The sequence below is a fragment of the Curvibacter gracilis ATCC BAA-807 genome, from assembly GCF_000518645.1.
Lineage (GTDB): Bacteria > Pseudomonadota > Gammaproteobacteria > Burkholderiales > Burkholderiaceae_C > Curvibacter > Curvibacter gracilis.
Genome location: NZ_KI912466.1, coordinates 345,308 through 372,011 on the forward strand (window position 1 = coordinate 345,308; position 26,704 = coordinate 372,011).

Annotated in this window: 23 protein-coding genes; 8 read left to right on the forward strand and 15 right to left on the reverse strand. The window is 68.6% G+C overall.

Annotation, left to right across the window (positions count from 1 at the left end; all coding sequences use genetic code 11):
- Nucleotides 1-35 precede the first annotated feature (35 nt).
- Both L880_RS0127175 and L880_RS0127180 read left to right on the forward strand, forming a co-directional pair.
- Complete coding sequence (locus L880_RS0127175) at nt 36-215, forward strand: hypothetical protein (RefSeq protein ID WP_019577134.1); 180 nt, start codon at nt 36-38, stop codon at nt 213-215.
- 92 nt (nt 216-307) lie between these two features.
- Nucleotides 308-1,666: a sigma-54 interaction domain-containing protein gene (locus L880_RS0127180; RefSeq protein ID WP_027478272.1), complete on the forward strand. Its 1,359-nt coding sequence runs from the start codon at nt 308-310 to the stop codon at nt 1,664-1,666.
- On the opposite strand, the gene ccoG is transcribed toward L880_RS0127180, so the two are convergent.
- Both ccoG and L880_RS36120 read right to left on the reverse strand, forming a co-directional pair.
- Entirely contained in the window at nt 1,667-3,103 is a 1,437-nt protein-coding gene (gene ccoG / locus L880_RS0127185) for a cytochrome c oxidase accessory protein CcoG (protein WP_027478273.1), read from the reverse strand.
- A gap of 237 nt (nt 3,104-3,340) precedes the next feature.
- Entirely contained in the window at nt 3,341-3,598 is a 258-nt protein-coding gene (locus tag L880_RS36120) for a hypothetical protein (protein ID WP_169737812.1), read from the reverse strand.
- Here L880_RS36120 and L880_RS33775 point away from each other — a divergent pair.
- The 4 genes from L880_RS33775 (at nt 3,597) to L880_RS0127205 (ending at nt 12,356) form a co-directional block, all read left to right on the forward strand.
- Nucleotides 3,597-6,095 (forward strand): EAL domain-containing protein, encoded by a 2,499-nt coding sequence (locus L880_RS33775; RefSeq protein ID WP_051443627.1) that lies wholly within the window; start codon nt 3,597-3,599, stop codon nt 6,093-6,095. The two genes, L880_RS36120 and L880_RS33775, sit on opposite strands and share 2 nt — an antisense overlap.
- Before the next feature lie 222 nt (nt 6,096-6,317).
- Entirely contained in the window at nt 6,318-9,539 is a 3,222-nt protein-coding gene (locus tag L880_RS0127195) for an efflux RND transporter permease subunit (protein WP_027478274.1), read from the forward strand.
- Nucleotide 9,540: 1 nt separating this feature from the next.
- Nucleotides 9,541-10,878: an efflux RND transporter periplasmic adaptor subunit gene (locus tag L880_RS33780; protein WP_245615395.1), complete on the forward strand. Its 1,338-nt coding sequence runs from the start codon at nt 9,541-9,543 to the stop codon at nt 10,876-10,878.
- Nucleotides 10,875-12,356, forward strand: coding sequence for an efflux transporter outer membrane subunit (locus tag L880_RS0127205; RefSeq protein ID WP_027478275.1), 1,482 nt, complete (start codon nt 10,875-10,877; stop codon nt 12,354-12,356). The genes L880_RS33780 and L880_RS0127205 overlap by 4 nt, the downstream gene beginning before the upstream one ends.
- Nucleotides 12,357-12,374: 18 nt before the next feature.
- On the opposite strand, the gene L880_RS0127210 is transcribed toward L880_RS0127205, so the two are convergent.
- From L880_RS0127210 to L880_RS0127245, 8 genes are read right to left on the reverse strand one after another with little or no spacing between them, the layout of a single operon-like run.
- Complete coding sequence (locus tag L880_RS0127210) at nt 12,375-13,178, reverse strand: crotonase/enoyl-CoA hydratase family protein (protein WP_027478276.1); 804 nt, start codon at nt 13,176-13,178, stop codon at nt 12,375-12,377.
- A 19-nt stretch (nt 13,179-13,197) separates the two neighbouring features.
- Nucleotides 13,198-14,220, reverse strand: coding sequence for an acyl-CoA dehydrogenase family protein (locus L880_RS0127215; RefSeq protein WP_027478277.1), 1,023 nt, complete (start codon nt 14,218-14,220; stop codon nt 13,198-13,200).
- A 37-nt stretch (nt 14,221-14,257) separates the two neighbouring features.
- Nucleotides 14,258-15,433 (reverse strand): acyl-CoA dehydrogenase family protein, encoded by a 1,176-nt coding sequence (locus L880_RS0127220; protein WP_027478278.1) that lies wholly within the window; start codon nt 15,431-15,433, stop codon nt 14,258-14,260.
- A gap of 37 nt (nt 15,434-15,470) precedes the next feature.
- Nucleotides 15,471-16,733 (reverse strand): CaiB/BaiF CoA transferase family protein, encoded by a 1,263-nt coding sequence (locus tag L880_RS0127225; RefSeq protein ID WP_051443628.1) that lies wholly within the window; start codon nt 16,731-16,733, stop codon nt 15,471-15,473.
- Nucleotides 16,730-17,734: a Bug family tripartite tricarboxylate transporter substrate binding protein gene (locus L880_RS0127230; RefSeq protein ID WP_019577145.1), complete on the reverse strand. Its 1,005-nt coding sequence runs from the start codon at nt 17,732-17,734 to the stop codon at nt 16,730-16,732. Before L880_RS0127230 ends, L880_RS0127225 begins: the two co-directional genes overlap by 4 nt.
- A gap of 27 nt (nt 17,735-17,761) precedes the next feature.
- Nucleotides 17,762-18,754, reverse strand: a complete 993-nt coding sequence (locus tag L880_RS0127235) for a Bug family tripartite tricarboxylate transporter substrate binding protein (RefSeq protein WP_027478280.1) — start codon at nt 18,752-18,754, stop codon at nt 17,762-17,764.
- A gap of 41 nt (nt 18,755-18,795) precedes the next feature.
- A complete protein-coding gene (locus L880_RS0127240) occupies nt 18,796-19,287 on the reverse strand; it encodes a MaoC family dehydratase (protein ID WP_051443629.1) in 492 nt (163 codons plus the stop codon).
- Between the two features lie 13 nt (nt 19,288-19,300).
- The gene (locus tag L880_RS0127245; RefSeq protein WP_027478282.1) at nt 19,301-20,521 is read right to left on the reverse strand and encodes a CaiB/BaiF CoA transferase family protein; all 1,221 of its coding nucleotides are present in this window, start codon (nt 20,519-20,521) and stop codon (nt 19,301-19,303) included.
- A 77-nt stretch (nt 20,522-20,598) separates the two neighbouring features.
- On the opposite strand from L880_RS0127245, the gene L880_RS0127250 reads away from it, so the two are divergent.
- Both L880_RS0127250 and L880_RS0127255 read left to right on the forward strand, forming a co-directional pair.
- On the forward strand, nt 20,599-21,507 hold the full coding sequence (locus tag L880_RS0127250) for a LysR family transcriptional regulator (protein ID WP_027478283.1): 909 nt from the start codon (nt 20,599-20,601) through the stop codon (nt 21,505-21,507).
- Nucleotides 21,508-21,605: 98 nt separating this feature from the next.
- Nucleotides 21,606-22,037 carry a YidB family protein gene (locus L880_RS0127255; protein WP_027478284.1) on the forward strand — a complete coding sequence of 144 codons (432 nt, stop codon included), beginning with the start codon at nt 21,606-21,608 and terminating at the stop codon, nt 22,035-22,037.
- Nucleotides 22,038-22,050: 13 nt separating this feature from the next.
- On the opposite strand, the gene hemW is transcribed toward L880_RS0127255, so the two are convergent.
- The 5 genes from hemW to L880_RS0127280 form a co-directional block, all read right to left on the reverse strand.
- A complete protein-coding gene (gene hemW, locus L880_RS0127260) occupies nt 22,051-23,229 on the reverse strand; it encodes a radical SAM family heme chaperone HemW (RefSeq protein WP_245615414.1) in 1,179 nt (392 codons plus the stop codon).
- Nucleotides 23,230-23,252: 23 nt separating this feature from the next.
- Nucleotides 23,253-23,867, reverse strand: a complete 615-nt coding sequence (gene rdgB, locus L880_RS0127265; protein WP_019577152.1) for an RdgB/HAM1 family non-canonical purine NTP pyrophosphatase — start codon at nt 23,865-23,867, stop codon at nt 23,253-23,255.
- A gap of 33 nt (nt 23,868-23,900) precedes the next feature.
- Complete coding sequence (gene rph, locus L880_RS0127270) at nt 23,901-24,641, reverse strand: ribonuclease PH (RefSeq protein WP_027478286.1); 741 nt, start codon at nt 24,639-24,641, stop codon at nt 23,901-23,903.
- 151 nt (nt 24,642-24,792) lie between these two features.
- Nucleotides 24,793-25,695, reverse strand: coding sequence for a PP2C family protein-serine/threonine phosphatase (locus L880_RS0127275; RefSeq protein WP_027478287.1), 903 nt, complete (start codon nt 25,693-25,695; stop codon nt 24,793-24,795).
- Nucleotides 25,692-26,702 (reverse strand): serine/threonine protein kinase, encoded by a 1,011-nt coding sequence (locus tag L880_RS0127280; RefSeq protein ID WP_027478288.1) that lies wholly within the window; start codon nt 26,700-26,702, stop codon nt 25,692-25,694. Before L880_RS0127280 ends, L880_RS0127275 begins: the two co-directional genes overlap by 4 nt.
- Nucleotides 26,703-26,704: the final 2 nt, after the last annotated feature.

A 26,704-nucleotide genomic window follows, 5' to 3' on the forward strand; every position in this document is an offset into this window, starting at 1 on the left:
CTGACCGCGCCCTGCGGCCATGAAAAGAGGGCGTCATGAGCAACAACAAGCCGCTTCGCTTCTGGGAAGTCGATCTGCTGGAGTGGGCCAAGCAGACCCTGATCGACCTGTTCGTGCTGGCCCAGTTCACCTCGGTGTTCCTGTTCCTGACCCTGCCGGTGGTGATTCCGGGCTTGTTGATGTGGGGATTCCAGATCCTCACCGGCCGCCCCTGAGGGGCGCGTCCCCCACCTCTTTCGCTTCACCATCCCCCCTGGACTGCCATTTCTTTGGCAGTATTGGCAGCCACTGCCAATCCACTGCCGCCATGCCCCGCACCCGCCCCCTGCTCCGCCCCACGGCGGCACTGCCCAGCCCCGATGAGCTCAAGGCCCTGCTGTCCTTCCTGGAGCACGACCCTGCCCCCATGATGGTGCTCGACCCGGCCTACAACATCCTGGCCGCCAACACCGCCTACCGGCGCCAGTTCGGGGTGGCCGACGCCTCGCCCCTGGGGCGCAAATGCTATGAGGTGTCGCACCACTACGACGTGCCCTGCGACCAGGCCGGTGAGCATTGCCCGATGCGCCACGCGCTGGAGCGACGCCGCGCCGATCGCGTGCTGCATGTGCACCACACCCCGCGCGGGCTGGAGCATGTCGACGTCGAACTGCGCCCGATCCAGGACCACCAGGGCCAGGTGATCGCCTTTGTCGAACGGCTGTCCACCCTGCGCAGCGCTTCGCCCCAGGTGCGGGCCGACGGTCTGGTGGGGCACTCGAGCGCCTTCACCCAGGCCCTGGCCGCCTTGCAACGCGTGGCGCCCTCGAACCTGCCGGTGCTGTTGCTGGGCGAATCGGGCACCGGCAAGGATTTGTTTGCGCGCGCCCTGCATGAGGCCAGCGAACGCGCCAACGGCCCCTTTGTGACCGTGGACTGCTCGGGCTTCACCGAGACCCTGTTCGAGAGCGAGCTGTTCGGCTACGAGAAAGGGGCCTTCACCGGCGCCACCCAGCGCAAGAAAGGGCTGGTGGAGACCGCCACCGGGGGCACGCTGTTCCTCGATGAAATGGGCGACGTGCCCTTGAGCATGCAGGTCAAGCTGCTGCGGCTGATCGAATCGGGCACCTTCCGGCGTGTGGGGGGCATCGAGACCCTGCGCGCCGATTTCCGCCTGGTGGCCGCCACCCACAAGCCCCTGGCGCGCATGGTCGAACAAGGCCAGTTCCGGCAAGACCTGTACTACCGCATCAACGCATTCCCGGTGCACCTGCCCGCCCTGCGCGAGCGTGCCGACGACATCCCACTGCTGGTGGAATCCATCCTGGCGCGCAGCCCCGCCGGGGGCCTGCGCTACCGGGTCGACGCCGAGGCGCTGCGCTGCATGCAGCAGTACGCCTGGCCGGGCAACATCCGCGAGCTGCGCAATGTGATCGATCGGGCGCGCCTGTTCGCCGACGATGGCGTGATCGGCCTGGCCCACCTGCCGCCGGACACACTTCAATCCGGCGCCCACGACAGCCCATGGACTGCCACTGCGGCACGGCCAGCGGCACTCCCACCGGGCGCCCGCCAGACACCCGACGCGCTGCGCGAACTGGCCAGGCGCTTTCAGGGCAGTCGCAAAGAACTGGCGCGCCAGCTCGGCCTGAGCGAGCGCACCCTCTACCGGCGCCTGAAGGACTGATCAGCGCGGCACCAGGAAGGCCGACTTCTCGGACACATGCGCGTCGCCGCCTTCCGCACCGATCGAGAAGTACACCGTGTGCGAACCCGCCGGGGCCGAGCCATAGGGCACCTGCAGACGCACCGGCACCCAGCGTGACTCGGCAGGGCCCACCTCCACCCGTTCCTCGGAGGCCAGCTTCAGCCCCTCCAGGCCCGAGGCGCCCAGCCGGTAGGTCTGCGGCTTTTCGGTGGCGTTCATGATCTGCAGCCGGTACACGTTCTCCAGCATGCCGCCCGGGGCGATGCGCGACAGCGCGGCGCGGTCGCGCACCACATCCACGCGCAGCGGGGTGCGCAGCATCAGGTGGGAGAACAGGGCCACGGTCAGCGCCAGCAGCACCGTGGCATACACCAGCACCCGGGGACGCATCACGTGGCGCAGGATCTGCGCCCGCGACCAGCCGTTGCGCACCGCGTTCTGGGTGGAGTAACGCACCAGCCCGCGCGGGTAGTTGAGCTTGTCCATCACCGTGTCGCACACGTCGGCACAGGCGCCGCAACCGATGCACTCGTACTGCAAGCCCTTGCGGATGTCGATGCCGGTGGGGCACACCTGCACGCACAGTTCGCAGTCCACGCAGGCGCCCAGCTTCAGTGCGGCCGGGTCGGCCTTGCGCGAACGCTTGCCACGCGGCTCGCCACGCGCCTCGTCGTAGGTGACGATCAAGGTGTCCTTGTCGAACATGGCGCTCTGGAAACGCGCATAGGGGCACATGTACTTGCACACCTGCTCGCGCATGAAGCCGGCGTTGCCATAGGTGGCAAAACCATAGAACAGCACCCAGAAGGTCTCCCAGGGACCCAGGGTGTGGGTCCAGACCTCCAGGCCCAGGGTGCGCACCGGCGTGAAATAGCCCACGAAGGTGAAGCCCGTCCAGCCGGCCACCGCCAGCCAGACGAGGTGCTTGCCGCCCCGCCGCCACAGCTTGTTGAGCGACATCGGCGCCTCGTCCAGCCGGATGCGGGCCATGCGGTCGCCCTCGAAGCGCCGCTCGATCCACAGAAAGATCTCGGTGTACACCGTCTGCGGGCAGGCGTAGCCACACCACAGCCGCCCAGCAACTGCCGTGAACAGGAACAGTGACAGCGCCGAGATCACCAGCAGCCCGGTCAGGTAGATGAAATCCTGCGGGTACAGCACGATGCCGAACAGGTAGAAGCGCCGGGCCCCCAGGTCGAACAGCACCGCCTGACGCTGCCCCCACTCCAGCCAGGGCAGACCATAGAAGACGATCTGGGTGAGGAAAACCAGCCCCCAGCGCCAGCGCGCAAACAGGCCGCTGACCGAGCGAGGGTGGATCTTCTTCGTGGCGGCATACAGAAACACCTCGGTCTCTTCCGGCGGAGCCGCAACGATGGGGATGACTTTGTTCGTGGAGGAAGGTGTGGAATCCATGGCAACCCGGTTCAATGAGGGCCTCACCGCGCGCACCGTGCCTCGCAGTTGAGCCCGCGCGCACCCGGTGGTGTCCCGGGTCCGCAGATCATGGCTTGACATGGGCAGATTTCGTGCCAGCCCGGTTTGTGACGAAAAGTCATTTGAATACAAGGACTTAGGCATGACACACCGGCAGGGCTCGGGTTCTGGCAGCCGTCTGACCGCCAAAAACTGCCAAACACTGCCATATCGGCCTCAAATCACTGCCAACACTGCCAAGCCTGAGCGCGACATCACAGCGGTGCCGGGAAGGACCTTCAGTCGCGCCTCAGCCCAAAAATCACTTTCGTCAATTTTATTTCGAAAATCAGAATTTAATTTCACAAAAATCATCTTGAAATTAAAAAATGCTTGCGCCGTTTCATATCTAGTATATATTTCAAATAAATCGACATCCCATCCGCTTGGCACCCTTCCACCGAGGCCATGGCACATCTCAAGGTTGGCCCCCATGACACACGTCAGCAGTCCAGAGCACCCGCCCCCGCAGCCCCTGGCTGCCGCAGAGCAGAGCGCCCTGCAACGCCTGCACCAGCAGTTGCGCCAAAACTGCCCTGACGTGTTCCAAGCCGCTGCACATCACCTGCTGCAGGAGCCCCTGAGCCAGGCGCACCGCCCCAACGACGCCTCGGAAACGCAGTTGCAACAACTGCAGACCGCCTACTTCACCAATCTCACGGAAGGGCCCTATGGCGAGGGCTATCGCCAAAGCCGGGACCAGATGGGCCTGGCCATGGCGCGCCTGGACCTGCCTCCCAGCTGGCTGGCCGAGGCCTATCGGCACTACCTGCAGACCGTGCTGCCCTGCATGGTCCAGGCCCATGCCAAGCAACCGGACGAGTTGCTGACCCAGATGCTGGCCCTGAGCAAGGCGCTCATGCACGACATGGGCTTGGCCTCCGATGCACTGCTGCGCCACCGCCAACCCACGCTGCCCCGCCTGGGCAGCTACGACGCCGCCTTTGCCGGCCTGCCCTGCGGCACCCTGGTGCTCACCCCGGACCTGACCGTGGTGTATGCCAACCCGGCCATGGAATGCCTGCTGAACCTGCACGCCGGGGATCTCCCGGGAACTGCTCTGCAAGATTGGCTCGACGTGACGCCCCTGTTGGCGCTTGCGGAGCAGTCCATCCACCAGAACCTGGCCTGCGAGACCCTCACGCTGTGCCGCAGCGGGCATCCCGAAGCCCTGGCCATTCCCGTGCGCGCCACTGCACGCCCTCTGCGCGACGCCCCAGACAGGGGCGAGCCCCATCTGCTGCTGGTGTTTGAAGACCTGCGCCATCAAACCCGGCTCACACGCGACCTGCTCAACGCCCAGGCGGTGGCCAGCGTGGGCACCTGGCAGATCGACCTCGCCACCGATGTGATGCTGCTCAGCCCCCAGGCCATCAGCCTGCTGAACTGGCCTGAAGACCAGGTCTGCACCTTCCGGGCCCTGATGGATCACATCCATGAGGAAGACCGGGCCAGCGTCGAAAAGGCCTGGCAGGCGGCCCTGGAAGGCGCCCCTTTCCGGGTGGAGCACCGCATCCAGATCGGGCAGAGGCTGCGCTGGGTGGAGGCCCGCGGCCGCCTCGAATATGACGCGCAGGGTCTGCCATTGAAAGGCCACGGCACCTTGCTTGACATCTCGGAGCGCCATCTGGCGGCCGAACACCTGCAGCGCCTGGCGTTCTACGACGTGTTGACCGGGCTGCCCAACCGGACCCATGGCCTGGTGCTGGCGCAGCAGATGCTGGACCGCTGCGAGCGTGCCGGCCGTCAACTGGCCTTGTTGTTCCTGGACCTGGACCGCCTGCAGGAGATCAACGACATCCTGGGTCACGCCATGGGCGACCAGGTGCTGCGCGAGGTGGCGCAGCGCTGCCAATCCATGCTGTGCAAGGACCAACTGCTGGCGCGCATCGGTGGCGACGAATTCATGGTGGCCTGTGAAATCGACGGCCTGGAAGATGCCCACCACATCAGCCGCCACCTGATGCACACCCTGGCCCAGCCGATCGGCACCACGGCGCCTGCGATCGAGGTGGGGGTGAGCATCGGCATGGCCTTGTTTCCCAGCCAGGGGCACACGGTCGAAGAACTGCTCAAGCACGCCGATCTGGCCATGTTCAAGGCCAAATCCCTCGGTGGCGGGCACTGCGAACTGTACGAGCAGCACATGAGCGAACGGCTGCACCGCCGCAACACCCTGGCCACACGCCTGGCCAAGGCCCTGGGCAGCGGCGGCCTGCACCTGCACTACCAGCCCAAGATCGACCTGCACAGCGGCCGACTGACCGGCCTGGAAGCCCTGGCCCGCTGGAACGATCCCGAACTGGGCACGATCAGCCCGGGCGAATTCATCCCGGTGGCAGAAGAACGCGGGCTGATCGTGCAACTGGGCGACTGGGCCCTGCGCGAAGCCAGCCGCCAATGGACCGCCTGGTGCACGCCCGCCACACCGGCCCCGCCGCCGATTGCCGTGAACGTGTCGGCCGCCCAGCTCAGCGACGAATCCTTCCCGACCCGGGCGATTCAATTGGTGCGCGCGGCCGGCGCCCGGCCCGAGGCGATCGAACTGGAGATCACCGAAACCGCCATGATGCTCGACCCCCAACGGGCCCGGCGTGTGGCCGACCAGTTGGTGGCGGCGGGCTTCAACCTGACGATCGACGATTTCGGCACCGGCTACGCCTCGATGGCCCAGTTGAAGAACTTTCCGGTCGGCAAGCTGAAGATCGACATGAGCTTTGTGCACGACATGCTGCGCGCCCCGGCCGACCAGGCCATCGTCACGGCGGTGATCAGCATGGCCCGGGCCCTGCAGCTGCGCACCGTGGCCGAAGGGGTGGAAACCCCGGAACAGGCCCGCACCCTGCTGGCCTTGGGCTGTGACGAGGCCCAGGGCTACCACTATGCGCCCGCGCTGCCGCCCCGGCTGCTGGCGGCAGAGTGGCTGGCATAGCCATCAGACCGATCAGAATCAAAACCATCGGTACCAGCATTTTTTTCAGAAAAACCAGCACAGAGCCATGCGGACCCATGGCTTTGCCAAGCCAGCCAAGGCCTGGCGTCGGCCTGGGTCATGCTTCTCCTGCAAAATGTTTGGTTACGTTGAGCGCCGGCAGCTCCATCAGGGGATGGGCCCGTTCGCACCACGCCTGTCTGCCAACCGGATGCCTGCCCCATGTGGATCGTCAATATTGCGCTGCGCCGACCCTACACGTTCATCGTGATGGCCTTGCTGATCGTGCTGGCCACCCCCTTGGCGCTGATGCGCATGGCCACCGACATCTTTCCGGAAATCAACATCCCGGTGATCAGCATCATCTGGAACTACACCGGTCTGTCGGCCCAGGAGGTGGGCACCCGCATCACCAACGTCAATGAACGCTCGCTGACCACCACGGTCAACGACATCGAGCACATCGAGTCGCAGTCGCTGGCCGGCATCGCGGTGATCAAGGTGTTCTTCCAGCCCGATGCCAACATCCAGACCGCGCTGGCCCAGGTCACCTCCTCGGTGCAGGCCATCGTGCGCCAGATGCCCCCAGGCATCACGCCGCCGCTGGTGATCAAGTACTCGGCCTCCAGCATCCCGGTGATCCAGCTGGGCCTGGCCAGCCCCTCGATGTCGGAGCAGGGCCTGTTCGATGCCGCCGTCAACTTTCTGCGCCCGCGCCTGATCACCATCCCCGGCGCGGCCGTGCCCTTCCCCTACGGTGGCAAGAACCGGGTGGTCTCGGTGGACCTGAACACCCGCGCCCTGCAGGCCAAGGGCCTGACCCCCTCGGATGTGGTGAACGCCATCAATGCGCAGAACCTGATCCTGCCCGGGGGCACGGCCAAGCTCGGCGAGACCGAGTACACGGTGTCGATGAACGGCTCGCCCGCCAACCTGGAGGGCCTGAACGCCCTGCCCATCCGCTCCAGCAACGGCACCACCATCACCCTCAGCGACGTGGCCAATGTGCGCGACGGCTTCAGCCCCCAGACCAACATCGCGCGCCAGGACGGCAGCCGCGGCGTGCTGCTGTCGGTGCTGAAGAACGGCAGCTCGTCCACCCTGGAGATCGTCACCAAGCTGCGCGAGCTGCTGCCCTCGGTGGCCCAGACCCTGCCGCCCGATCTGAAGATCACCCCCTTGTTCGACCAGTCGCTGTTCGTGAAGGCGGCCATCAGCGGCGTGATCCATGAGGCGCTGATCGCCGCCTGCCTGACCGCCGCCATGATCCTGCTGTTCCTGGGCAACTGGCGCAGCACCTGCATCATCGCGGTGTCGATCCCGCTGTCGGTGCTGTCGGCCATCCTGATGCTCTATGCCCTGGGCGAGACCATCAACCTCATGACCCTGGGCGGCCTGGCCCTGGCGGTGGGCATTCTGGTGGACGACGCCACCGTGACCATCGAGAACATCGAGCGCCACCTGCACCTGGGCACGCCGCTGGAGCAGGCGATTCTGGAAGGGGCCGGCGAGATCGCCGTACCGGCCTTTGTCTCCACGCTGTGCATCTGCATCGTGTTCGTGCCCATGTTCTTCCTGACCGGCGTGGCCCGCTACCTGTTCGTGCCGCTGGCCGAATCGGTGGTGTTCGCCATGATGGCCTCCTACGTGCTGTCGCGCACCCTGGTGCCCACCCTGGTCAAGCTGCTGATGCGCAACGCCCCGCCCGTGGACGACAGCCGGCCAGGCTTCTTCCGCCGCATCTACCTGAGCTTCGACGCCGGCTTCGAGAGCCTGCGCGGTGTCTACGTGGTGATCCTGAGCGGCCTGCTGACGCGCCGCGCCAGCTTCATCACCGCCTTTCTGGTGTTCTGCATCGCCTCCTGCGGGCTGTATGGCGTGCTGGGGCGGGACTTCTTTCCGAGCGTGGACGCCGGCCTGATCCGCCTGCACTTCCGCGCCCCCACCGGCACCCGCATCGAAGAAACCGCCCGCCTGGCCGACCGCATCGAGAACGCGGTGCGTGAGCTGATCCCGCCCGAAGAACTGGAGACCATCCTCGACAACCTGGGCCTGCCCTACAGCGGCATCAACCTGTCGTACAGCAACGCGGGCACCATCGGCACACTCGACGGTGAGGTGCAGATCGCCCTGCGCCATGGCCACAGCCCCACCGACGAGCACGTGAAGCGCCTGCGCGCCGAACTGCCCAAGCGCTTCCCCGGTGTGGAGATCTTCTTCCAGCCGGCCGACATCATCACGCAGATCCTCAACTTCGGGCAGCCGGCCTCCATCGACGTGCAGTTCAGTGGCGCCAACATCGCCGAGAACTACCGCCTGGCCAGCGTGCTGCAAAGCAAGGTGCGGCAGATCGATGGCGCGGTGGACGTGCACATCCAGCAGCGCATCAACCAGCCCACCAAGAAGCTCGACATCGACCGCGCCCAGCTGCAGCAGCTGGGCCTGAACGCCAACAACGTGGCGCAGAACCTGCTGGTCTCGCTGTCGGGCAGCTTCCAGACGGCGCCGGCCTTCTGGCTGAACCCGGCCAACGGCGTGGTCTACAGCATCGCGGTGCAGACCCCGCAGTACCAGGTCGACTCGCTGGACAACCTGTTGCAGATCCCGGTGGGCGTGCCCATCACCAACAGCGTGCCCACCGGCAGCACCGCCGCCGCCCAGCCCCCTGCCCAGTTGATGAGCAACCTGGTCACCGTGCGCCCCACCCGCGAGCAGACCGTGGTGTCGCGCTACAACATCCAGCCCGTGGTGGACGTGTTCGTGAGCGTGTCCGGGCGCGACCTGGGCAGCGTGGCCGCCGAGGTGCAGCAGGCCATCGACAGCATGAAGGCCGACCTGCCCCGGGGCAGCAGCGTGAAGATGCGCGGCCAGGTGGAGACCATGCAGAGTTCGTACCTGGGCCTGGGCGTGGGCCTGATCATGGCCATCGTGCTGGTGTACCTGCTGATCGTGGTCAACTTCCAGTCCTGGGTGGACCCCTTCATCATCATCACCGCCCTGCCCGCCGCCCTGGCCGGCATCGCCTGGATGCTGTTCCTCACCGCCACCACGCTCAGCGTGCCCGCGCTCACCGGGGCCATCATGACCATGGGCGTGGCCACGGCCAACAGCATTTTGATGATCTCGTTTGCCCGCGAACGCCTGCTGGACGGCGCGCCGCCCCTGTCGGCCGCGCTGGAAGCCGGCACCACCCGCCTGCGCCCGGTGCTGATGACCGCCCTGGCCATGATCATCGGCATGCTGCCCATGGCCGTGGGCCTGGGCGAAGGCGGCGAACAGAACGCGCCGCTGGGCCGAGCCACCATCGGCGGCCTGCTGTTTGCCACCGTCTCCACTTTGTTCTTCGTGCCTGTGGTGTTTGCCGCAGTGCACCGCGCCCTCGAACGCCGGGCCGCCCGCCGACTTCAGGCGGCCGCCCCCCTCTCCGCCCAAGGAAATGCCTGATATGAGCCACGCGCAGCGACACTCTTCCATCGGAATCCACGGTCTGCACCAGCACGAAGGGGCCCACAACATCAAGCGCATCCGACTGCTGCGGCGCGCGCGCTGGGCGGCCCTGGGCGTGCTGCTGGTGCTGGGCGCCGGTGCCGCCCTGGTGATGACCGAGCGCGCCGCCCAGGCCAAGGCCCTGGCGGCCAGCACGCAGGAGAACGCCAAGGTGCACGTCTACGTGGTCTCGCCCCGCCCCGGGCGCGGCCAGCAGACCCTGCAACTGCCGGGCAGCCTGCAGGGCTACATCGAGACCCCCATCTACGCGCGCAGCAGCGGCTACGTCAAACAGTGGTTCAAGGACATCGGTGCGCGCGTGAACAAGGGTGAGCTGCTGGCCGAGATCGCCACCGGCGAGATCGAACAGCAGCTGGCCGAGGCCCGGGCCAACCGGGCCCAGGTGCAATCCAACCTGCAGCTGGCACGCACCTCGTTCGAGCGCTGGCAGGGCCTGCGCGCCCGCGATGCCGTGTCGCAGCAGGAGCTCGATGAGCGCCAGAACACGCTGAAGCTGGTGCAGGCCAACCTGGCCGCCAGCGAGGCAGTGGTGCAGCGCCTGGAGCTGCAACTGTCTTACAACCGCATCGTGGCGCCCTTCAGCGGCGTGGTCACCAAGCGCAACATCGACGTGGGCAGCCTGGTCGACGCCGGCAACGGCGGCGCCCCCAAGCTGCTGTTCACCCTGTCGCAGACCGATGTGCTGCGCCTGTACGTGTCGGCACCGCAAAGCGTTGCGCCGCGCATCAAGGCCGGCCAGGAAGCCCTGGTCACCCTGTCCGAGCTGCCGGGCCAGACCTTCACCGGCAAGGTGGTGCGCACCGCCGGCGCCATCGACCCGGCCACCCGCACCCTGCAGGTGGAGATCAACCTGCCCAACCCCGACGGCAAGCTGCTGCCGGGCTCGTATGTGCAGGTGGCCCTGCAGGCCGCCGGCGCCGACAAGCCCCTGCTGACCGTGCCCAACAACGGCCTGCTGTTCCGCCCCGAAGGCACGCTGGTGGCCACCGTGGTCGACGGCAAGGTGCAGCTCAAGAAGGTGACCCTGGGCCGGGATCTGGGCGTGCGCATCGAGATCCAGAGCGGCCTGTCGCCCCAGGACAAGCTGATCATCAACCCCCCCGACTCGCTGGCCGAGGGCGACGCGGTGGTGGCCAGCGACGCGCCGGTGCCGGCCAACAACAAGGAAGGCGGCAAGGAAGGCAGCAAGGACGGCGGCAAAGAGGGTGCCAAGCCTGATACCCAGCCCAACAAGGCCCCCGAAGCCCCGGCCAAGGCCGAGCGGAGCGCCTCATGAAAGCCCCCGCGCTGCAGCGCCTGGCGCGGCACGGCGCCTGGCTGGGCCTGGCCCTGCTGGGCGGCTGCTCGGCCGTGGGGCCCGACTACGTGCGCCCCACCACCGCGGCCCCGGCCCACTGGCAGGCCGAAGCCGGCTGGCAGGCCGGCCAGCCGCGTGACGACGAACTCAAAGGCCCCTGGTGGCTGCTGTACGCCGACGCCACGCTGCAGAGCCTGGTCGACACTGCCCTGAAGCAGAACAACACCCTGGCCCTGGCCCAGTCACGCCTGGACCAGGCCCGGGCCCAGACCGACTCGGCCCTGGGCGCCCTGCTGCCCCGGGTGGGCCTGCAGGCCGGCACCTCGCGCTTTCGCACCTCGGCCAACCGGCCGCTGAGCAGCTACACCAGCGCCAACAGCTCGGTCGAGCAAAGTGACTACCAGACCGCCCTGACCGTGAGCTATGAGGTCGACCTGGCCGGCCGGGTGCGGCGCCAGCTGGAGAACGCCCGGGCCGCCCAGGCGCAATCGGGTGCCGATTTCGAGAACACCCGCCTGGTGCTGACGGCCCAGCTGGCCAGCAGCTACCTGGCCCTGCGCGGGCTGGATGCCGAGATCGAGGTGCTGAACCAGACCCTGAAGGCGCAGCGCCAGACGCTGGACTTCGTCACCGCCCGGCACGACCTGGGCAGTGCCTCGGGCATCGACCTGGAGCAGCAGCAAGGCCTGGTCTCGGGCACCGAGGCCCAGCTGCAGGGCCTGCGCGACAGCCGGGCCCGCTTCGAGCACGCGATCGCCACGCTCACCGGCCAGCCGGCCCCCAGCTTTCAACTGGCCGCCGACACCCGCCTGCCCGAGCCGCCGCAACTGCCCCTGGGCACCCCGGCCTCGCTGCTGGAGCGCCGCCCCGACATTGCCAGCGCCGAACGGGCCATGGCCGCCGCCAATGCCCAGATCGGCATCGCCACCAGCGCCTACTACCCCAGCCTGACCCTGAACAGCCTGTATGGCGACGACAGCAACGGCTTCAGCAAGCTGTTCTCGGCGCCCAGCCTGCTGTGGTCACTGGGCCTGAGCGCCACCCAGACCCTGTTTGACGGCGGCCGCACCACGGCGGCGGTGAACGTGGCCAAGGCCGGCTACCAGCAGGCCAGCGCCAGCTACCGGCAGACCGTGCTGCAGGCCTTCCAGGAGGTGCAGGACAGCCTCACCACCCAGGCGGCGCTGCGCGAAGCCCAGCGCTCGCTGCAGCAGGCCGTGAAAAGCGCCGGCAAAGTGCTGGAGCTGTCGCAGGCCCGCTACCGGGCCGGCGCCTCCAGTCTGCTGGAGGTGGTGCTGGCCCAGCAGACCCTGCTGGGCTACCAGCGCCAGCAGGTGCAGAACCAGAGTCAGCAGTTGCTGACCTCGGTGCAGCTGATCAAGGCCCTGGGCGGCGGCTGGAAGGCCAGCGACGCCACCCTGGGCCAGGCCAGCCCGGCCCGCGTGGCTCAGGACTGACAGCGCGGCGCTCGTGGCTCAAGACTGGAAGCGCGGCGCGCGCTTCTCGACAAAGGCGCGCACCGCCTCGAAGTGGTCTTCGGTGGTGTGGGCCAGGGCCTGGTAGGCGGCCGACAACTCCAGCAACGACTCCAGCGAGCTGCGCTCGCCCTCGCGCAGCAGGCGCTTGGTCATGCGCAGCACACCGCCCGGGTTGGCGGCGATCTTGCCGGCCAGGGCGCGGGCCGCCGCCATCAATTGATCGGCCGGCACCACGCGCGAGACCAGACCGCAGGCCAGGGCCTCGGCGGCGCCGATGGCCTCGCCCGTGAACGCCATCTCGGAAGCCTTGGACAGGCCCACCACCCGCGGCAGCAGCCAGGCGCCGCCATCGCCGGGCACGATGCCCACGCGCACAAAGCTCTCGGCAAAGCTGGCGCCCTCGGCGGCAATGCGCAGATCGCACATGCAGCACAGGTCCAGCCCGGCTCCGATGGCCGGCCCGTTGATGGCCGCGATCACCGGCACGTCGAGCTGGTACAGGGCGCGCGGCAGGCGCTGGATGCCCTGGCGGTACTCCTCGCGGATGGCGTCGGGGGAGGGCCGGTCGCGCTCGTAGCGCTGCATGTCCTTGACGTTGCCGCCCGAGCTGAACACCGGGCCCTCGCCGGTCAGGATCACCACCCGCACGCCCGGGTCGCGGCGCACCGCCTCACAGGCCTGCACGAACTCGGCCACCGCGGTGTTGCCGGTCAGCGCATTGCGCGTGGCGGGCTGGCTCATGGTGAGGATGAGGACAGGGCCCTCGCGTTCGGATTTCAGGAAAGGGCTTGAGTCGGTCATGGGGAACTCCAGTGGGGGGTCATGCAGTCAGCGGGCTGGCATCGGTGAGCTGGCGCAACAGGTCCAGCGCCAGGCCCTCGTGCCCGTTCACCAGCGCCTCGCCCAGCACGCCCTGCCAGTGCGATTCGCTGCCACCAGCCTGGCGCCAGGCGTGCAGGCGGCGCGTGTAGAGCTGCAGGTCGAACTCGGCGGTGAAGCCGATGGCGCCATGGATGGCATGCCCCAGCGCCGCCACCTCGGGCGCGGCCTCGCTGCAGCGCGCCTTGGCCAGCGCGGCGCGCAGCGGATCGGGCGCCTGCACGGGGCCCTGGCAGCCCAGGCGGGCGGCCATGCGCGAGGCGAACACCAGTTCGGCCATCACGCTGAGCTGGTGCTGGATGGCCTGGAACTTGCCGATCGGGCGGCCGAACTGCTGGCGCTCGTTGGCATGCTGCAGGCTGCGCTCGAACACCGCCCTCATGGCGCCGGCCATCTGGGCCGCGTACAGCACGGCCTGCAGCTCGCGCAGCGGCGGCAAGGCGCCGGGCCAGGCGGGCGCCGCCTGCCAGGTGGCCAGCGGCCAGCTCAGGGTGGCCTCCTGGGCCAGCCCGGCGGCGTCCACCCGGGCCTCGGCCACCGGCAGCAGGGCACAGCGGTCGAGGTGGCGCAGCAGCACGTGGCTGGCCACGCGGGCACAGGGCACGCCGGTGCAGACGAGGCGCTCCCCGTCGTCCAGCGCCTGTGCGGCCAGCGTGAGCGGCCCCTCGGGCCAGGCCAGGCCGGCCTGGGCCAGCAGGCCGCGCGCCAGCAGGGTCTCGCCCAGCGGCACAGGCAGGGCGAACTCGCCGCACAAGGCCAGCAGGCCGAAGGCCTGGCCCAACCCGAGGCCGGCGCCGCCCTGGGCCTCGGGCAGCAGGGCGTCGGCAAAGCCCGAATCGTGCAGGGCCTGCCACAGGGCCTGGGCCGGGCCACCGGCCTCGACGGCGCGCACCACGGCCGGGTCGGCGTGGGCCTGCAGCAGGGTGCGCAGCGAGGCGGCAAAAAGGTCTTGCTCGTCGTTCATCAACCGGCCTTTCTCGATGGAGTGGTCAGGCGGCTCATCAGCGCAGCCCCAGGCCGCGCGCGATCATGCCGCGCAGGATGTCGCGGGTGCCGCCGCGCAGCGAGTACGAGGGCGCCACCTGGATCACGTAGTTCAGCGTGTGCAGCAGGCCCAGGGGCACGCTCTGGCCCTCGGCCAGCCGGGTGCCCAGGTCGTCCGCCAGCGCAGCCGGGATCAGCTGCTCGACGCCGGTGCCCAGGTCTTTGACCAGGGCCGACTCGACTACCGGGCTCTCGCCCCGCGCCAGCCGCCCGGTGACCGCCACCGACATGGCGCGCAGCGGGGCCAGTTGGGCCAGCACCCGGCCGGCCAGCCGCAGGGCGGCCGTGTTGCGCTGCGGGTGGGTGGCAGCGTCCTGGCGCACAAAGGCCAGCCATTCGTCGAACAGCACGATGCTGGAGTACAGGCGCTCGGGCCCGCTGCGCTCGAAGGCCAGCTCGGCCGTCACCTGGGCCCAGCCCTGGCCCTCGGCACCGATCAAGGCCTCGGGGGCCAGCGCCACATCGTCGAAGAAGACCTCGCAGAAATGGCGGTCGCCCGATTGATCGGTGATGGGCCGCACCGTGACCCCGGGCAGCGACAGGTCGACGATGAATTGCGACAGGCCCTGCTGGCGGTCGCCGGCTTCGCCCGAGCTGCGCACCAGCGCGATCATGTAATGGCAGTGGTGGGCGTTGGTGGTCCAGATCTTCTGGCCGTTCAGGCGCCAGCCGGTGTCGGTGCGGGTGGCGCGGCTGCGCACGCTGGCCAGGTCGGAGCCGGCGCCGGGCTCGCTCATGCCGATGCAGAAGAAGGCCTCGCCGCGGCAGATGGCCGGCAGGTAGTGACGCTTCTGCGCCTCGGTGCCGTATTTGAGGATCAGCGGGCCGCTCTGGCGGTCGGCAATCCAGTGCGAGCCCACAGGGGCGCCGGCGTTGAGGAACTCTTCCACCAGCACATAACGGGCATAGGGGCTGCGCCCGCCGCCGCCATAGGCCGTCGGCAGGGTGATGCCCAGCCAACCCTGCGCGCCCAGCGCCCGGCTGAAGGCCGGGTCGTAGCCCGACCAGGAGCGCGCCCGGGTGACGCCGGGCACGCCGCGCAAGGCCTGCTCCAGAAAGGCCCGCACGGGGGCGCGCAAGGCCTCGTCCTCGGCGGGGATGGGGGTCAGGTCCAGGGAGTCGAGGGCACTCATTCAGCCATCCTTGTGAGGTGATGTGCGGCGAGGCGATTCATGCCAGCACCCCTTGTTGCGTCAGTTGATCGAGTTCGGCCTCGCCCAGGCCCAGGCACTCGGCCAGCACGGCACGGGTGTGCTGGCCCAGGGTGGGCGGGGCGTGGCGGTATTGCACCGGGGTGTCCGACAGCCGGATCGGGCTGGCCACCAGCGGGATGTCGGCCCCGGCCACCGGGTGTGGCAGGTGGGTGATCACGCCGCGCGACTGCAGCTGCGGGTCGGCAAACACCTGGGCCATGTTGTTGATGGGGCCGCAGGGCACGCCGGCCGCCTCCAGCCGCGCCACCCAGTCGGCGGTGCTGTGCATCACGGTGCATTGGCGCAGCAGCGGGATCAGCGTGGCACGGTGGGCCAGGCGGGCGCTGTTGCTGGCGTAACGCGGGTCTTGCGCCCACTCGGGGTGGCCGGCCTCGGCGCAGAAGCGGGCGAACTGGCTGTCGTTGCCGATGGCCAGGATCATGTCGCCGTCGGCGGTCGGGAAGTCCTGGTAGGGCACGGTGTTGGGGTGGGCATTGCCCATGCGCTGGGGCAGCTGGCCGCTGTAGAGGTAGTTCATGCCCTGGTTGGCCAGGCAGGCCACCTGCACATCAAGCAGGGCCAGGTCGATGTGCTGGCCGCGCCCGCTCTGGTCGCGGGCCCGCAGGGCGGCCAGCACCGCCGTGCTGGCGTACAGGCCGGTGAGGATGTCGGTCAGCGCCACGCCCACCTTCAACGGGCCGGCCCCGGGCTCGCCCTCGGGCCGACCGGTGACGCTCATCAGCCCGCCCATGCCCTGCATGAGAAAGTCGTAACCCGCACGGGCGGCGTAGGGCCCGGTCTGGCCGAAGCCGGTGATCGAGCAGTACACCAGGCGCGGGTTGAGCGCGCACAGGGTCTGGGCATCGAGGCCGTAGGCGCGCAGGCCGCCGACCTTGAAATTTTCGATCAGCACATCGCTGCCCTGCGCCAGGCGCCGGATCAGGTCCTGCCCGGCGGGCTGGGTCAGGTCGACCGCGATGGAGCGCTTGTTGCGGTTGGCGCACAGGTAGTAGGCCGACTCGTGGCTGGCCTCGCCCAAGGCATCCTTCAGAAAGGGTGGGCCCCAGAGCCGGGTGTCGTCACCGACGCCTGGGCGCTCGACCTTGATCACCTCGGCGCCCAGGTCGCCCAGGGTCTGGCTGGCCCAGGGGCCGGCCAGCACGCGCGACAGGTCGAGCACGCGCAGGCCGGCCAAAGCGCCCGCGTGGGATGCAGGGGGTGTGGCCTGGTCGGTGCTCATTGCAGCTCCACCCGGGCCTTCTGGGCGATGCGTTTCCAGAGCTGGATCTCGCTGGCCTGGAAGGCGCGCATCTCCTCGGGCCCGCCCGACATCACCTCGGCGCCCAGGCGTTCGTAGAACTCGCGGGTCTCGGGCAGGCCTTCGATGCGGGTGAACAGCGCAGCCAGGCGCTCGACCTCGGCGCGCGGGGTCTTGGCCGAGACCATGGCGGCCACCCAGGTGTAGGCGCTGAAGCCGGGCAGGCCGGCCTCGGCGGCGGTGGGGATGGTGGGCAGCGCCGGCACGCGGCGCTCGGAGGCCACGGCCAGGGCCTTGAGTTTGCCGCCCTTGATCAGCTCCTGGGCGCTGGTGGTCTCGGCAAAGGCAAATTGCACGGTGCCGCCCACCACGGCGGTCACCGCCTCGCCCGCGCCCTTGAAGGGCACGTGGTGGGTCTGCACCCGGGCGGCGTCGTTGAACAGCTCGGCCATCAGCTGGTAGCCCGCCGAGCCGGCGCCGTAGTTGAGCGCATCGGGCCGGGCCCGGGCGGCGCTGATCAGATCGCCCAGGGTCTGCTGCTCGGCCTGGCCGGGCACCACCAGCAAGGCGGGCGAGCGCATCAGCATGGACAAGGGCGCGAAATCGGCCACCGGGTCGTAGGGCAGCGACTTGAACAGCGCCGCATTGACGGCCAGGGTGGAGTTGCTGCCCACGAACACCGTGCTGCCATCGGCCGGTGCCGCCAGCACGGCGCGCACCGCAATGAAGCCGTTGCCGCCGGCGCGGTTGTCGACCACCACAGGCTGGCCACTCAGTTCGGTGAGCTTGCGGGCGAAGTAGCGCGCCGAGGTGTCGGTGCCGCTGCCGGGCGGAAACGGCACCACGAAGCGGATGGGCCGGTTGGCCGCATCGGGCAAGGGGGTGAGATGGGGCGCGCTCGCCTGGGCGCGCGCCCAAGGGTGGCTCAGCGCGAGGCAGGTGCCCAGGGCCAGGCCCAGGGCGAGCAGGGTTTTGCGTTGCATGGAGGGTCTCCAGAGTTCGCCGGCGGCTCAGTCGAGGGCGGCGCCGGTCTGGCGCACCACCTCGGTCCAGCGGCGGATTTCGCTGTCGATGTAGGCGCCGTATTCGGCCGGGGTCGAGCCCAGGGGCTCGGCCCCCTGCTGGGCCAGTTTGGCGCGCACATCGGGGCTGGCCAGGGCCTTGAGCAGCTCGGCGTTGAGCCGGTTCACGATCTCGGGCGGGGTGCGCGCCGGCACCAGCAGGCCCTGCCAGGCCCCCACCTCGAAGCCCGGGGCCACGGTCTCGCTGAGGGTGGGCACCTCGGGCAGCACGCTGGTGCGCTTGAGGCTGGTGACGGCCAGGGCGCGCAGGCGCTTGTCGCGGATGAAGGGCAAGGCCGAGTTGACGGTGTCGGTCATGAACTGCAGCTGCCCACCCACCAGATCGGTCAGGGCCGGCGCGCTGCCCTTGTAGGGCGCATGGGTGGCCTGCAGGCCCTGCCCCTTGAGCAACAGAAAGGCGCCCAGGTGGGTGATGTTGCCGTTGCCCGCCGAGCCGAAGGTGAGCCGCTCGCCCTGGGCCCGGGCGTAGGCCAGGAACTCGGCCGGCGTGTGCACCGGCAGCGAGGGGTGCACCACCAGCACCAGCGGGATCACCGCGGTGAGGGCCACCGGGGCAAAGTCGGTGCGCACGTCGTAGCTGAGCTTCTTGTACAGCGCCGGGCTGAGCGCCACGGCCGAGGTGTTGTAGAACAAGGTGTAGCCGTCGGCCGGGGCGCGGGCCACCATCTCGGCCGCGATGTTGCCGTTGGCGCCGGGGCGGTTGTCGACCAGCACCGACTGCCCCAGTTGCTCGCCCAGCTTCTGCGCCAGCACGCGGGCCACCAGATCGGTCGGGCCGCCGGGCGGAAAGGCCAGCACCAGGCGCAAGGGCTTGTCGGGGTAGCGGGAAGACGCCGGGGCCGCCTGGCCCAGGGCCAGGGAGGACAAGCCGGCCAGCGCCAGGCCGGCCAGGGTGCGTCGCAAAAAGGGTCTGGGCTGCATGCCGGGGCTCCTGGGTGTCGTTCGGGGCGTCATTCGGTGCGTCATTCGGGTCGCCCTGCCAACAGGCGCTTGGCGCTGTAGTGCATGACCTCGATCTCATGCTGGTTGAAGACCGTGATGTCGGAGCTGACCACCGCCCGGCCCTTGGCCGAGGTGGGGCGCACCTCGGTCACGGTGATGCGGGCGTGGATGGTGTCGCCCACCCGCACCGGGTGCAGGATCTTCTGGTGCAGCTCCAGCATGGCCAGGCCGGTGCCCTGGATCATGGTCTGCAGGATGAACCCCTCGATCAGGGTGTAGGTGAGCGCCCCGGGCACGGGGCGGCCGGCGATGGCGCCGCCGTCGAACTCGGCATCGATGAAGATCGCCTCCAGCATGCCGGTGCACGAGATGAAATTGACCAGGTCCGTCTCGGTGATGGTGCGCCGGAAGGTGCGAAATGTCTGGCCCACCGACAGGTCCTGCCAGTGGAAGCCCTGGCCCAGAAGCGGTGGTGGAGGGGGTGGAGGCGATGGGGGCGTGTGGTGAGGCATGGCAAGTCCTGTTTCAAGCCGGGGGTTGATGGGCCTGCACCGCGCCAGTGGCCAGCCAATCGTTCAAGGTGTCGGGGGGCACGCCGGCCTCGCGCAGCACTTGCACCGTGTCGGCCCCCAGGCGCGGCGGCAGGCCGACCGGGGCGCGCTGGCCGTCAAAGCGCGGGGCCACGCCAGGAAAGCGCAGCGCGCCCATGGCCGGGTCGTCGATCGGTTCGAAAAAACCGGTGGCCTGCAGGTGCGGGTCGCGCTGCAGGTCTTGGAGCTGGTTCATGCGCGCCACCGGCACCTCGATGCGCTCGCACAGGGCCAGCCAGTGGGCGGTGTCGTGCCGGGCCACCAGGCGGCCGGTGGTTTCGTACAGGGCCTCGATGTGGCGGGTGCGGGCCGCCATGCTGGCAAAGCGCGGGTCCACCGCCAGGGCGGGCTCGCCCACCGCCTCGAAGAAGCGGCGCCAGTGGGCATCGGTGTAGGGCATCAGGCAGACATGGCCGTCGGCCGTGGCGTAGGGGCGGCGCCAATCGGCCAGCACGCGCGGGTAGCCCGGCGCCGAGCGCGCCGGCTCGAAATGCTCACCATAGAAATGCTCGACCAGGTTGAAGCCCACCATGGTCTCGAACATGGGCACCTCGACAAAACCGCCCTGCCCCGTGGCCTGCCGCTTGACCACCGCGGCCACGATGGCCAGGGCGGCCACCAGGCCGCAGGTCTTGTCGGCGGCGATGGTGGGCAGGTAGCGCGCCACCCCGCTTTGCGCCTGCATCAGCGCGGCGCTGCCCGACAGGCCCTGGATGATGTCGTCGTAGGCCGGCTTGCCGCTGTAGGGCCCGCCGTCGGCAAAGCCATGCAGGCCGGCAAACACCAGGCGCGGGTGGCGCTGGCACAGCGTGGCCGGGTCCAGCCCCAGCGGGGCCAGCTTCTGCGGCCGCATGCTGTGCATGAACACATCGGCCCCGGCGATCAGGGCCTGCAGCGCGGCCTGGCCGCCGGCCTGCTTGAGGTCGATCACCACGCTTTGCTTGCTGCGGTTCACGCCCAGAAAGATCGCCGCCATGCCGGCCTCGGCGGCCGGGCCGGTGTGGCGCGTGGAGTCGCCCTCGGGCGGCTCCACCTTGATCACCTCGGCGCCCAGGTCGGCCAGCCACTGGCTGGCGTAGGGGCCCATCACCACCGCGCTGGCATCCACCACACGCAGGCCCGCCAGTGGCTGGGCCGCCTTGTTTGTCTCCGTCATGGAGATCGACTGTAGGAATCGCTTGTCAGGGCGTCCAATATTGATTAGCGTCGATCCAATACCGTTCGAGTATCAAAATGAACCTCAGGCAACTGGCGCAATTTGTCGATCTGGCCGAAACCGGCAACTTCCACCGCACGGCCGAGCGCCTGCACATGGCCCAGCCCCCGCTGTCGGTGTCGATCCGCAAGCTGGAGGACGAGCTGGGCGGCGCCCTGTTCGACCGCACGCCGGCCGGCGTGGTGCTGACGGCGGCCGGCCAGGCCATGCTGGCCGATGCCCGCAAGGCGCTGGCCCATGCGGCCCAGTGCCGCCAACGGGTGACGGCGGCCCTGCATGGGCTGGGCGGGCTGCTGCGGGTGGGCTTCATCGGCACCGCCACCTACTCGCTGCTGCCGCGGCTGATCCCGAGTTTTCGCGCCCACTACCCGAAGATCGAGCTGGAGCTGACCGAGTCGACCACCCAGGCCGCGCTCGATGGCCTGGCCGCCGGGCGGCTGGACGTGGGCCTGGTGCGCTACCCGGTGCTGACGCCCGGCGACTGCGAGTTCACGGTGCTGGAGCGCGACGAATTCATGCTGGCCGTGCCCGGCAACAGCCCGCTGGCCCGGCGCAGCGCGATCGCCCTGTCAGCGGTAGCGCAGGAGCCCTTCATTCTTTACGAGCAGGCCCGGGTGCCCGGGCTGTTTGCGCTGGCCATGCTGCGCTGCCAGCACTCGGGTTTCAGCCCGCGCGTGGCGCAGCAGGCGATGCAGGTGGCCACCATCCTGAGCCTGGTGGAAAGCGGCCTGGGCCTGGCCCTGGTGGCCGGCGTGGCGCGGCACCAGATGCGCCGGGGCGTGAAGCTGCTGCGCCTGACCGACACCCCGGCCGACGCCCGGCTCGACATGGCCCTGGCCACCCGCCCGGGCCATGGCAACCAGTTGGTGAACACGTTTGCGGCACACGCCATGCGGGTGGCCCAGGATGAACCCGCCGCATCATGAAATACAGGTTTGCGGGATTTGTTCACAGGCGAGTCAAGACCTTCCAACTAGACTGATCACACGTTTATCAAGCGCCTGCGGGCCAAGAGAGGATCACCATGGGTTTGTTCGATCAGGTACTGAGCACGGTCGGGGGCCTGGCAGCCCAGCAGGGCGGCGGCGCGGCAGGCGGCTTGCCCGAGGTGGTGCTGCATTGGCTCAATGACCCGCAGACGGGCGGCCTGTCCGGCCTGGTGAAGACGTTTGAACAGCAGGGGATGGCCCATGTGGTCGCCTCGTGGATCTCGAATGGGCAGAACCTGCCGATCGATGCCAGCCAGCTGCAAGCCGTGCTGGGCAGTGACACGGTGCAGCGCCTGGCGGGCCAGTTGGGCCTAAACCCGGCCGAGCTGTCGGGCCAGTTGGCACAGTGGCTGCCCCAGATCGTCGATCGGCTGACGCCCCAGGGGCAGTTGCCGGCCCAGGGCGCCCAGGGCGAATCACCCCTGGTGGCCGAAGGCCTGAGCCTGCTCAAAGGCCTGCTGGGCTGACGAGCCTGCGGCCTCAGACCAGGAACAGGGCCTGCAGGTCGCTCAGGAAGTCAAAGCCCCGCTCGGTGGGCTTGACGCGGGCGAAGTCGCGCTCGATCAGGCCCTTGCGCTCGGCCTCGTCCAGGCCGGCGGCGATGGCCGACAGGGGCAGGCCGGTGCGGTCACAAAAATCCTGCAGGGCAAAGCCTTCGCGCAGGCGCAACGCGTTGAGCATGTACTCGAAGGGCAGTTCGCTGCGCTTGACTTCGGTCTCTTGCGCGATGGCTTCGCCGGCCAGGGCCTTGTCCATGTACAGGCGCGGCTCGCGCACCCGCACCTGGCGGACGACGCGGTGCGCAAAGCTGAGCTTGCCGTGCGCCCCGGCGCCTATGCCCAGATAGTCGCCGAACTGCCAGTAATTGGTGTTGTGAAAGCAGCCATGGCCGGGCTGGGCATAGGCCGACACCTCGTAGCGCTGCATGCCTCGGGCCGCGGTGCGCTCGGTGATCAGGTCCAGCATGGCGTAGGCGGTGTCGTCCTCGGGCACCACCGGCGGGTACTTGGCGAAATAGGTGTTGGGCTCGATGGTCAGGTGGTAGACCGAGAGGTGCGGGGGCGCCAGCGCCAGCGCGGTGTCCAGGTCTTGCGAGAACTCGTCCAGGCTCTGGCCGGGCAGCGCGTACATCAGGTCGAGGTTGAAGGTGTCGAAGGCGCTGCGCGCCTCTTCCACCGCTGCCAGGGCCTGGGCGCGGTCATGCACCCGGCCCAAGGCCTTGAGATGCTGGTCGTTGAAGCTCTGCACCCCCACCGAGAGGCGGGTCACGCCGGCCTGGCGGAAGGCGCGGAAGCGGTCTTTCTCGAAGGTGCCAGGGTTGGCTTCGAGGGTGATCTCGCACTCGGCCTCCAGGCGCAGGCGGGCCCGCAGACCGCTGATGAGCTGGTCGATCGATTCGGGTGAGAACAGGCTGGGCGTGCCGCCCCCGATGAAGATGCTGTGCACCGAACGGCCCCAGACCAGGGGCAGCGAGGCCTCCAGGTCGGCCATCAGGGCGGCGATGTAGCGCGCCTCGGGGGCCGGGGCGGGCTCGCCGCCCTCACCCCGGAACTCGTGCGAGTTGAAATCGCAGTAGGGGCACTTCTTGAGGCACCAGGGCAGGTGCACGTACAGCGACAGGGGTGGCAGCGCGGGCAGGCTGAGGGTGCCCGGGCGCATGTAGTGGGCCAGGTCGGGGGTGCTCACGCGGTGGCCTCCGGCAGCCAGTTGGCGCGCATGAGCTGCAGCATCTGCTGAGCCGCCCGGCCGCGGTGGCTGTGGGCGTTCTTGACCTCGGGGGGCAGTTGGGCAAAGGTCTGGCCGAACTCGGGGATGAACATCACCGGGTCGAAGCCAAAGCCATGCTCACCCACCGGCTGGCGGGTGATCTGGCCCACGGCGCGGCCCACCGCGATCAGGGGCTCGGGGTCTTCGGGCGAGCGCACCGCCACCAGGGTGCTGACCAGGGCGGCACGGCGTTGTTCGATGCCCTGCATCTGCTCGAGCAGGGCGCGCACATTGTTGTCGTCGCCCTTGGGGTAGCCGAACTGGGTGGCGTAGTAGGCGGTGTCGACACCGGGCAGGCCGCCGAAGGCGTCCACGCACAGGCCGGCGTCATCGGCCAGGGCCGGCAGGCCGCTGTGGGCGCTGGCGTGCCGCGCCTTGGCCAGCGCATTTTCGACAAAGGTGCGAAAGGGCTCGGCGGCTTCGGGGATGCCCAGCTCGCCCTGGCGCACCAGTTCGACGCCCAGGGGGGCGAACAGGGCTTGCAGTTCGGCCAGCTTGCCTTGGTTGTTGGAGGCCAGGACCAGTTTCATGACAGTGTTCTCACATCCAGGGGTATCGCGATTTCAGGCCGCCAGGGCCTGCTTTTGCAGCAGCACCAGTTCGGCAATGCCGGCTTCGGCCAGGCCGAGCAGCTGGTCCATCTCGCGGCGGGTGAAGGCCGCGCCTTCGGCGGTGCCCTGCACTTCCACATAGTGGCCGGCGCCGGTCATGACCACATTCATGTCGGTGTCGCAGGCCGAGTCTTCGGTGTACTCCAAGTCCAGCAAGGGCGTGCCTTCGACGATGCCCACCGAGATGGCGGCCACCTGGTCGAGGATGGGCGACTGGCTGATCTTGCCCGCGGCCAACAGGCCGTTGACCGCGTCCTGGGCCGCCACGAAGGCGCCGGTGATGGCCGCCGTGCGGGTGCCACCGTCGGCCTGCAGCACATCGCAGTCGAGGTGCAGGGTGCGTTCACCGAGGCGCTTGAGGTCGAACACCGCGCGCAACGAGCGCCCGATCAGGCGCTGGATCTCCTGGGTGCGGCCGGTCTGCTTGCCGCGGGCGGCCTCGCGGTCGCTGCGGGTGTGGGTGGCGCGTGGCAGCATGCCGTACTCGGCGGTCACCCAGCCTTCACCGCTGCCGCGCTTGTGCGGAGGCACCTTCTCTTCAACCGAAGCGGTGCACAGCACCTTGGTATGGCCGAACTCGATCAGCACCGAGCCTTCGGCGTGCATGGTGTAGCCGCGCGTGATGCGCACCGGGCGCAATTGGGCCGCGGCACGCTGCTGGCTGCGTTGGAAAGAGGTGGGGGTGGCCGTCATGGTGAGTTGTCCGTTGAGATGAAACAGGCCGGCCAGGCGGCCGGCAGGGCGTGATTGGAACCCGCCGCAGGCCCGGGTTCAAGCCCGGGCCGGGATGCCCTGTCGCCGCACCGGGGCAATCCAGGGCAACACGGGGTGCTCGAGGGCCTGCTCAGTGCTTGCGCTGGGCCGAGCGGCGGATGGCTTCGTTGATCTCGGCGATGGAGCGCTCGATGGCCGCATCGTCCAGATCGTCGACAAAATTGTCCAGGGCCCCCGACTGGATGGTCGAGGCGAACACCCCTTCGCTGATGCTGTCGGTGGAGATGCCGCGGGTGGATTCGAAGGTGTCGGGGGTCTCCCACTCGAGCGCGATCACGGTGACGTTGTCGCTGCTCTCTCCGGCCTTGCGCAGGGCGGTCTCGACCAGCTCGGGCACCGCCTCGGACACGGACAGGCGGCTCAGGTGGCGCACGATGTCGTCGTCAGGGACGCTGCCCCACAGGCCGTCGGAGCACAACATGATCTTGTCGCCCTGCTGCAGGATGACCGGCCCGGTGACGTCGAAGACGGGCTTGGTGGGCGAACCCAGGCAGGTGAACAGCACGTTGCGGTTGATGCGCTCGGGCAGCATCATGGTCGGGCTGCGGTGCTCCATGTAGGAGTGGTCGCGGGTGCGGGTGAGCAGCTCGGCATCGCGCACCAGGTACAGGCGCGAGTCACCACAGTGCACCCAGCTGGCGCTGCCGCTTTGCACCACCCCGGCCACCAGGGTGGTGCGCGGGGTGTCGAGCATGCCCTTGTCGGCGGCGTAGCGCAGGATCTGGTGGTGCGCGGCCATCAGCGCGGTGGTCAGGAACTCGGTCACGTCGGCCAGTCGGGGCTGGGCATCGCGCTGGAACAGGGCCGAGATGGTCTGCAAGGCGATCTGGGCCGCCACCTCGCCCTCGGGGTGCCCCCCCATGCCGTCGGCCAGCACGAACAGGGCCGAGTCACGGGTGTAGCAATAGCCCATGCGGTCTTCGTTCTTTTCACGACCTCCGCGGCGGCTGACCTGGAAAACTGAGAATTTCATTTCGGTTTCGCACCCACGTCCGTGGGTTCACGGCCGGTTTTCTTCTTGTTGTCGGACACCAGGGTGTCGAATTGCAAGCGCACCTTCTCGCCCACGGAGAGCTTGGTGTAGCGGCGCTCGCCCTCGCGGCTGAGTTCTTTTTGCAGCGCAAACACCGACTGCGGGCGGGCCAGCGGATCGAGCGCCATGCACCACTCGACCACCTCGATCAGGTTGTCGGAGTAGACCCCGCGCAGGCGCGACAGGGCCAGCGAGAGGCGGTCTTTTTCGATGCGCTGGGGGGCTTCGTTGGGCGGGTAGCCCTGCATGCAGGCGTAGATGCAGGCGCCGATGGCGTAGATGTCGGTCCAGGGGCCCATGGCCGCATCGCGCCGGTACATCTCGGGGGCGGCAAAGCCGGGCGTGTACATCGGGCGGATGAAATTGCCCTCTTTGGACAGCACTTCGCGGGCGGCACCGAAGTCGATCAGCACCGCCTTGTTGTCGTCGGTGATGAAGATGTTGGCGGGCTTGATGTCCAGGTGCAGCATCTTGTGCTGGTGCACGATGCGCAGGCCGCGCAAGACCTCGTCGAACAGCGAGCGGATGGTCGATTCGCGGAACACCTTCTGGGTTTTCAGGTCGCGCGCGGTGATGATGAAGTCCTGCAGGGTGGCCCCCTCCAGGTAGTTCATCACCATGTAGACGGTTTCGTTCTCGCGGAAGAAGTTCAGCACGCTCACCACCGAGGGGTGGGAGATCTGGGCCAGCGAGCGCCCCTCTTCAAAGAAGCTCTTCAGGCCGAGCCGGTACAGCGAGAGTTTTTCGGGCTGCACCCGGGGCAGCAACTCGCCAGCGCCGCGCGTGGCCAGCGATGAAGGCAAGTACTCTTTGACGGCGACCTGCTGGCCTTCCATGTCCAGGGCCAGGTACACCACACCGAAGCCGCCCGCAGAGAGACGACGCACCACGCGGTAGCCACCGATGACGGTATCCGGTGGAAGCGGTGCCGGTTTGACCTTCGACATGT

Coding starts and splice junctions, on each gene's coding strand:
- L880_RS0127175 (WP_019577134.1), top strand. CDS start 36: ATGAGCAACAACAAGCCGCTTCGCTTCTGGGAAGTCGATCTGCTGGAG.
- L880_RS0127205 (WP_027478275.1), top strand. CDS start 10,875: ATGAAAGCCCCCGCGCTGCAGCGCCTGGCGCGGCACGGCGCCTGGCTG.
- L880_RS0127250 (WP_027478283.1), top strand. CDS start 20,599: ATGAACCTCAGGCAACTGGCGCAATTTGTCGATCTGGCCGAAACCGGC.
- L880_RS0127220 (WP_027478278.1), bottom strand. CDS start 15,433: ATGAGTGCCCTCGACTCCCTGGACCTGACCCCCATCCCCGCCGAGGAC.
- L880_RS0127280 (WP_027478288.1), bottom strand. CDS start 26,702: ATGTCGAAGGTCAAACCGGCACCGCTTCCACCGGATACCGTCATCGGT.
- rdgB (WP_019577152.1), bottom strand. CDS start 23,867: ATGAAACTGGTCCTGGCCTCCAACAACCAAGGCAAGCTGGCCGAACTG.
- L880_RS0127195 (WP_027478274.1), top strand. CDS start 6,318: ATGTGGATCGTCAATATTGCGCTGCGCCGACCCTACACGTTCATCGTG.
- L880_RS0127230 (WP_019577145.1), bottom strand. CDS start 17,734: ATGCAACGCAAAACCCTGCTCGCCCTGGGCCTGGCCCTGGGCACCTGC.
- L880_RS0127225 (WP_051443628.1), bottom strand. CDS start 16,733: ATGAGCACCGACCAGGCCACACCCCCTGCATCCCACGCGGGCGCTTTG.
- L880_RS36120 (WP_169737812.1), bottom strand. CDS start 3,598: ATGGGGGCCAACCTTGAGATGTGCCATGGCCTCGGTGGAAGGGTGCCA.
- L880_RS0127255 (WP_027478284.1), top strand. CDS start 21,606: ATGGGTTTGTTCGATCAGGTACTGAGCACGGTCGGGGGCCTGGCAGCC.
- L880_RS33775 (WP_051443627.1), top strand. CDS start 3,597: ATGACACACGTCAGCAGTCCAGAGCACCCGCCCCCGCAGCCCCTGGCT.
- L880_RS0127240 (WP_051443629.1), bottom strand. CDS start 19,287: ATGCCTCACCACACGCCCCCATCGCCTCCACCCCCTCCACCACCGCTT.
- L880_RS0127210 (WP_027478276.1), bottom strand. CDS start 13,178: ATGACCGACTCAAGCCCTTTCCTGAAATCCGAACGCGAGGGCCCTGTC.
- L880_RS0127180 (WP_027478272.1), top strand. CDS start 308: ATGCCCCGCACCCGCCCCCTGCTCCGCCCCACGGCGGCACTGCCCAGC.
- L880_RS0127245 (WP_027478282.1), bottom strand. CDS start 20,521: ATGACGGAGACAAACAAGGCGGCCCAGCCACTGGCGGGCCTGCGTGTG.
- L880_RS0127215 (WP_027478277.1), bottom strand. CDS start 14,220: ATGAACGACGAGCAAGACCTTTTTGCCGCCTCGCTGCGCACCCTGCTG.
- L880_RS33780 (WP_245615395.1), top strand. CDS start 9,541: ATGAGCCACGCGCAGCGACACTCTTCCATCGGAATCCACGGTCTGCAC.
- ccoG (WP_027478273.1), bottom strand. CDS start 3,103: ATGGATTCCACACCTTCCTCCACGAACAAAGTCATCCCCATCGTTGCG.
- L880_RS0127235 (WP_027478280.1), bottom strand. CDS start 18,754: ATGCAGCCCAGACCCTTTTTGCGACGCACCCTGGCCGGCCTGGCGCTG.
- hemW (WP_245615414.1), bottom strand. CDS start 23,229: ATGCGCCCGGGCACCCTCAGCCTGCCCGCGCTGCCACCCCTGTCGCTG.
- L880_RS0127275 (WP_027478287.1), bottom strand. CDS start 25,695: ATGAAATTCTCAGTTTTCCAGGTCAGCCGCCGCGGAGGTCGTGAAAAG.
- rph (WP_027478286.1), bottom strand. CDS start 24,641: ATGACGGCCACCCCCACCTCTTTCCAACGCAGCCAGCAGCGTGCCGCG.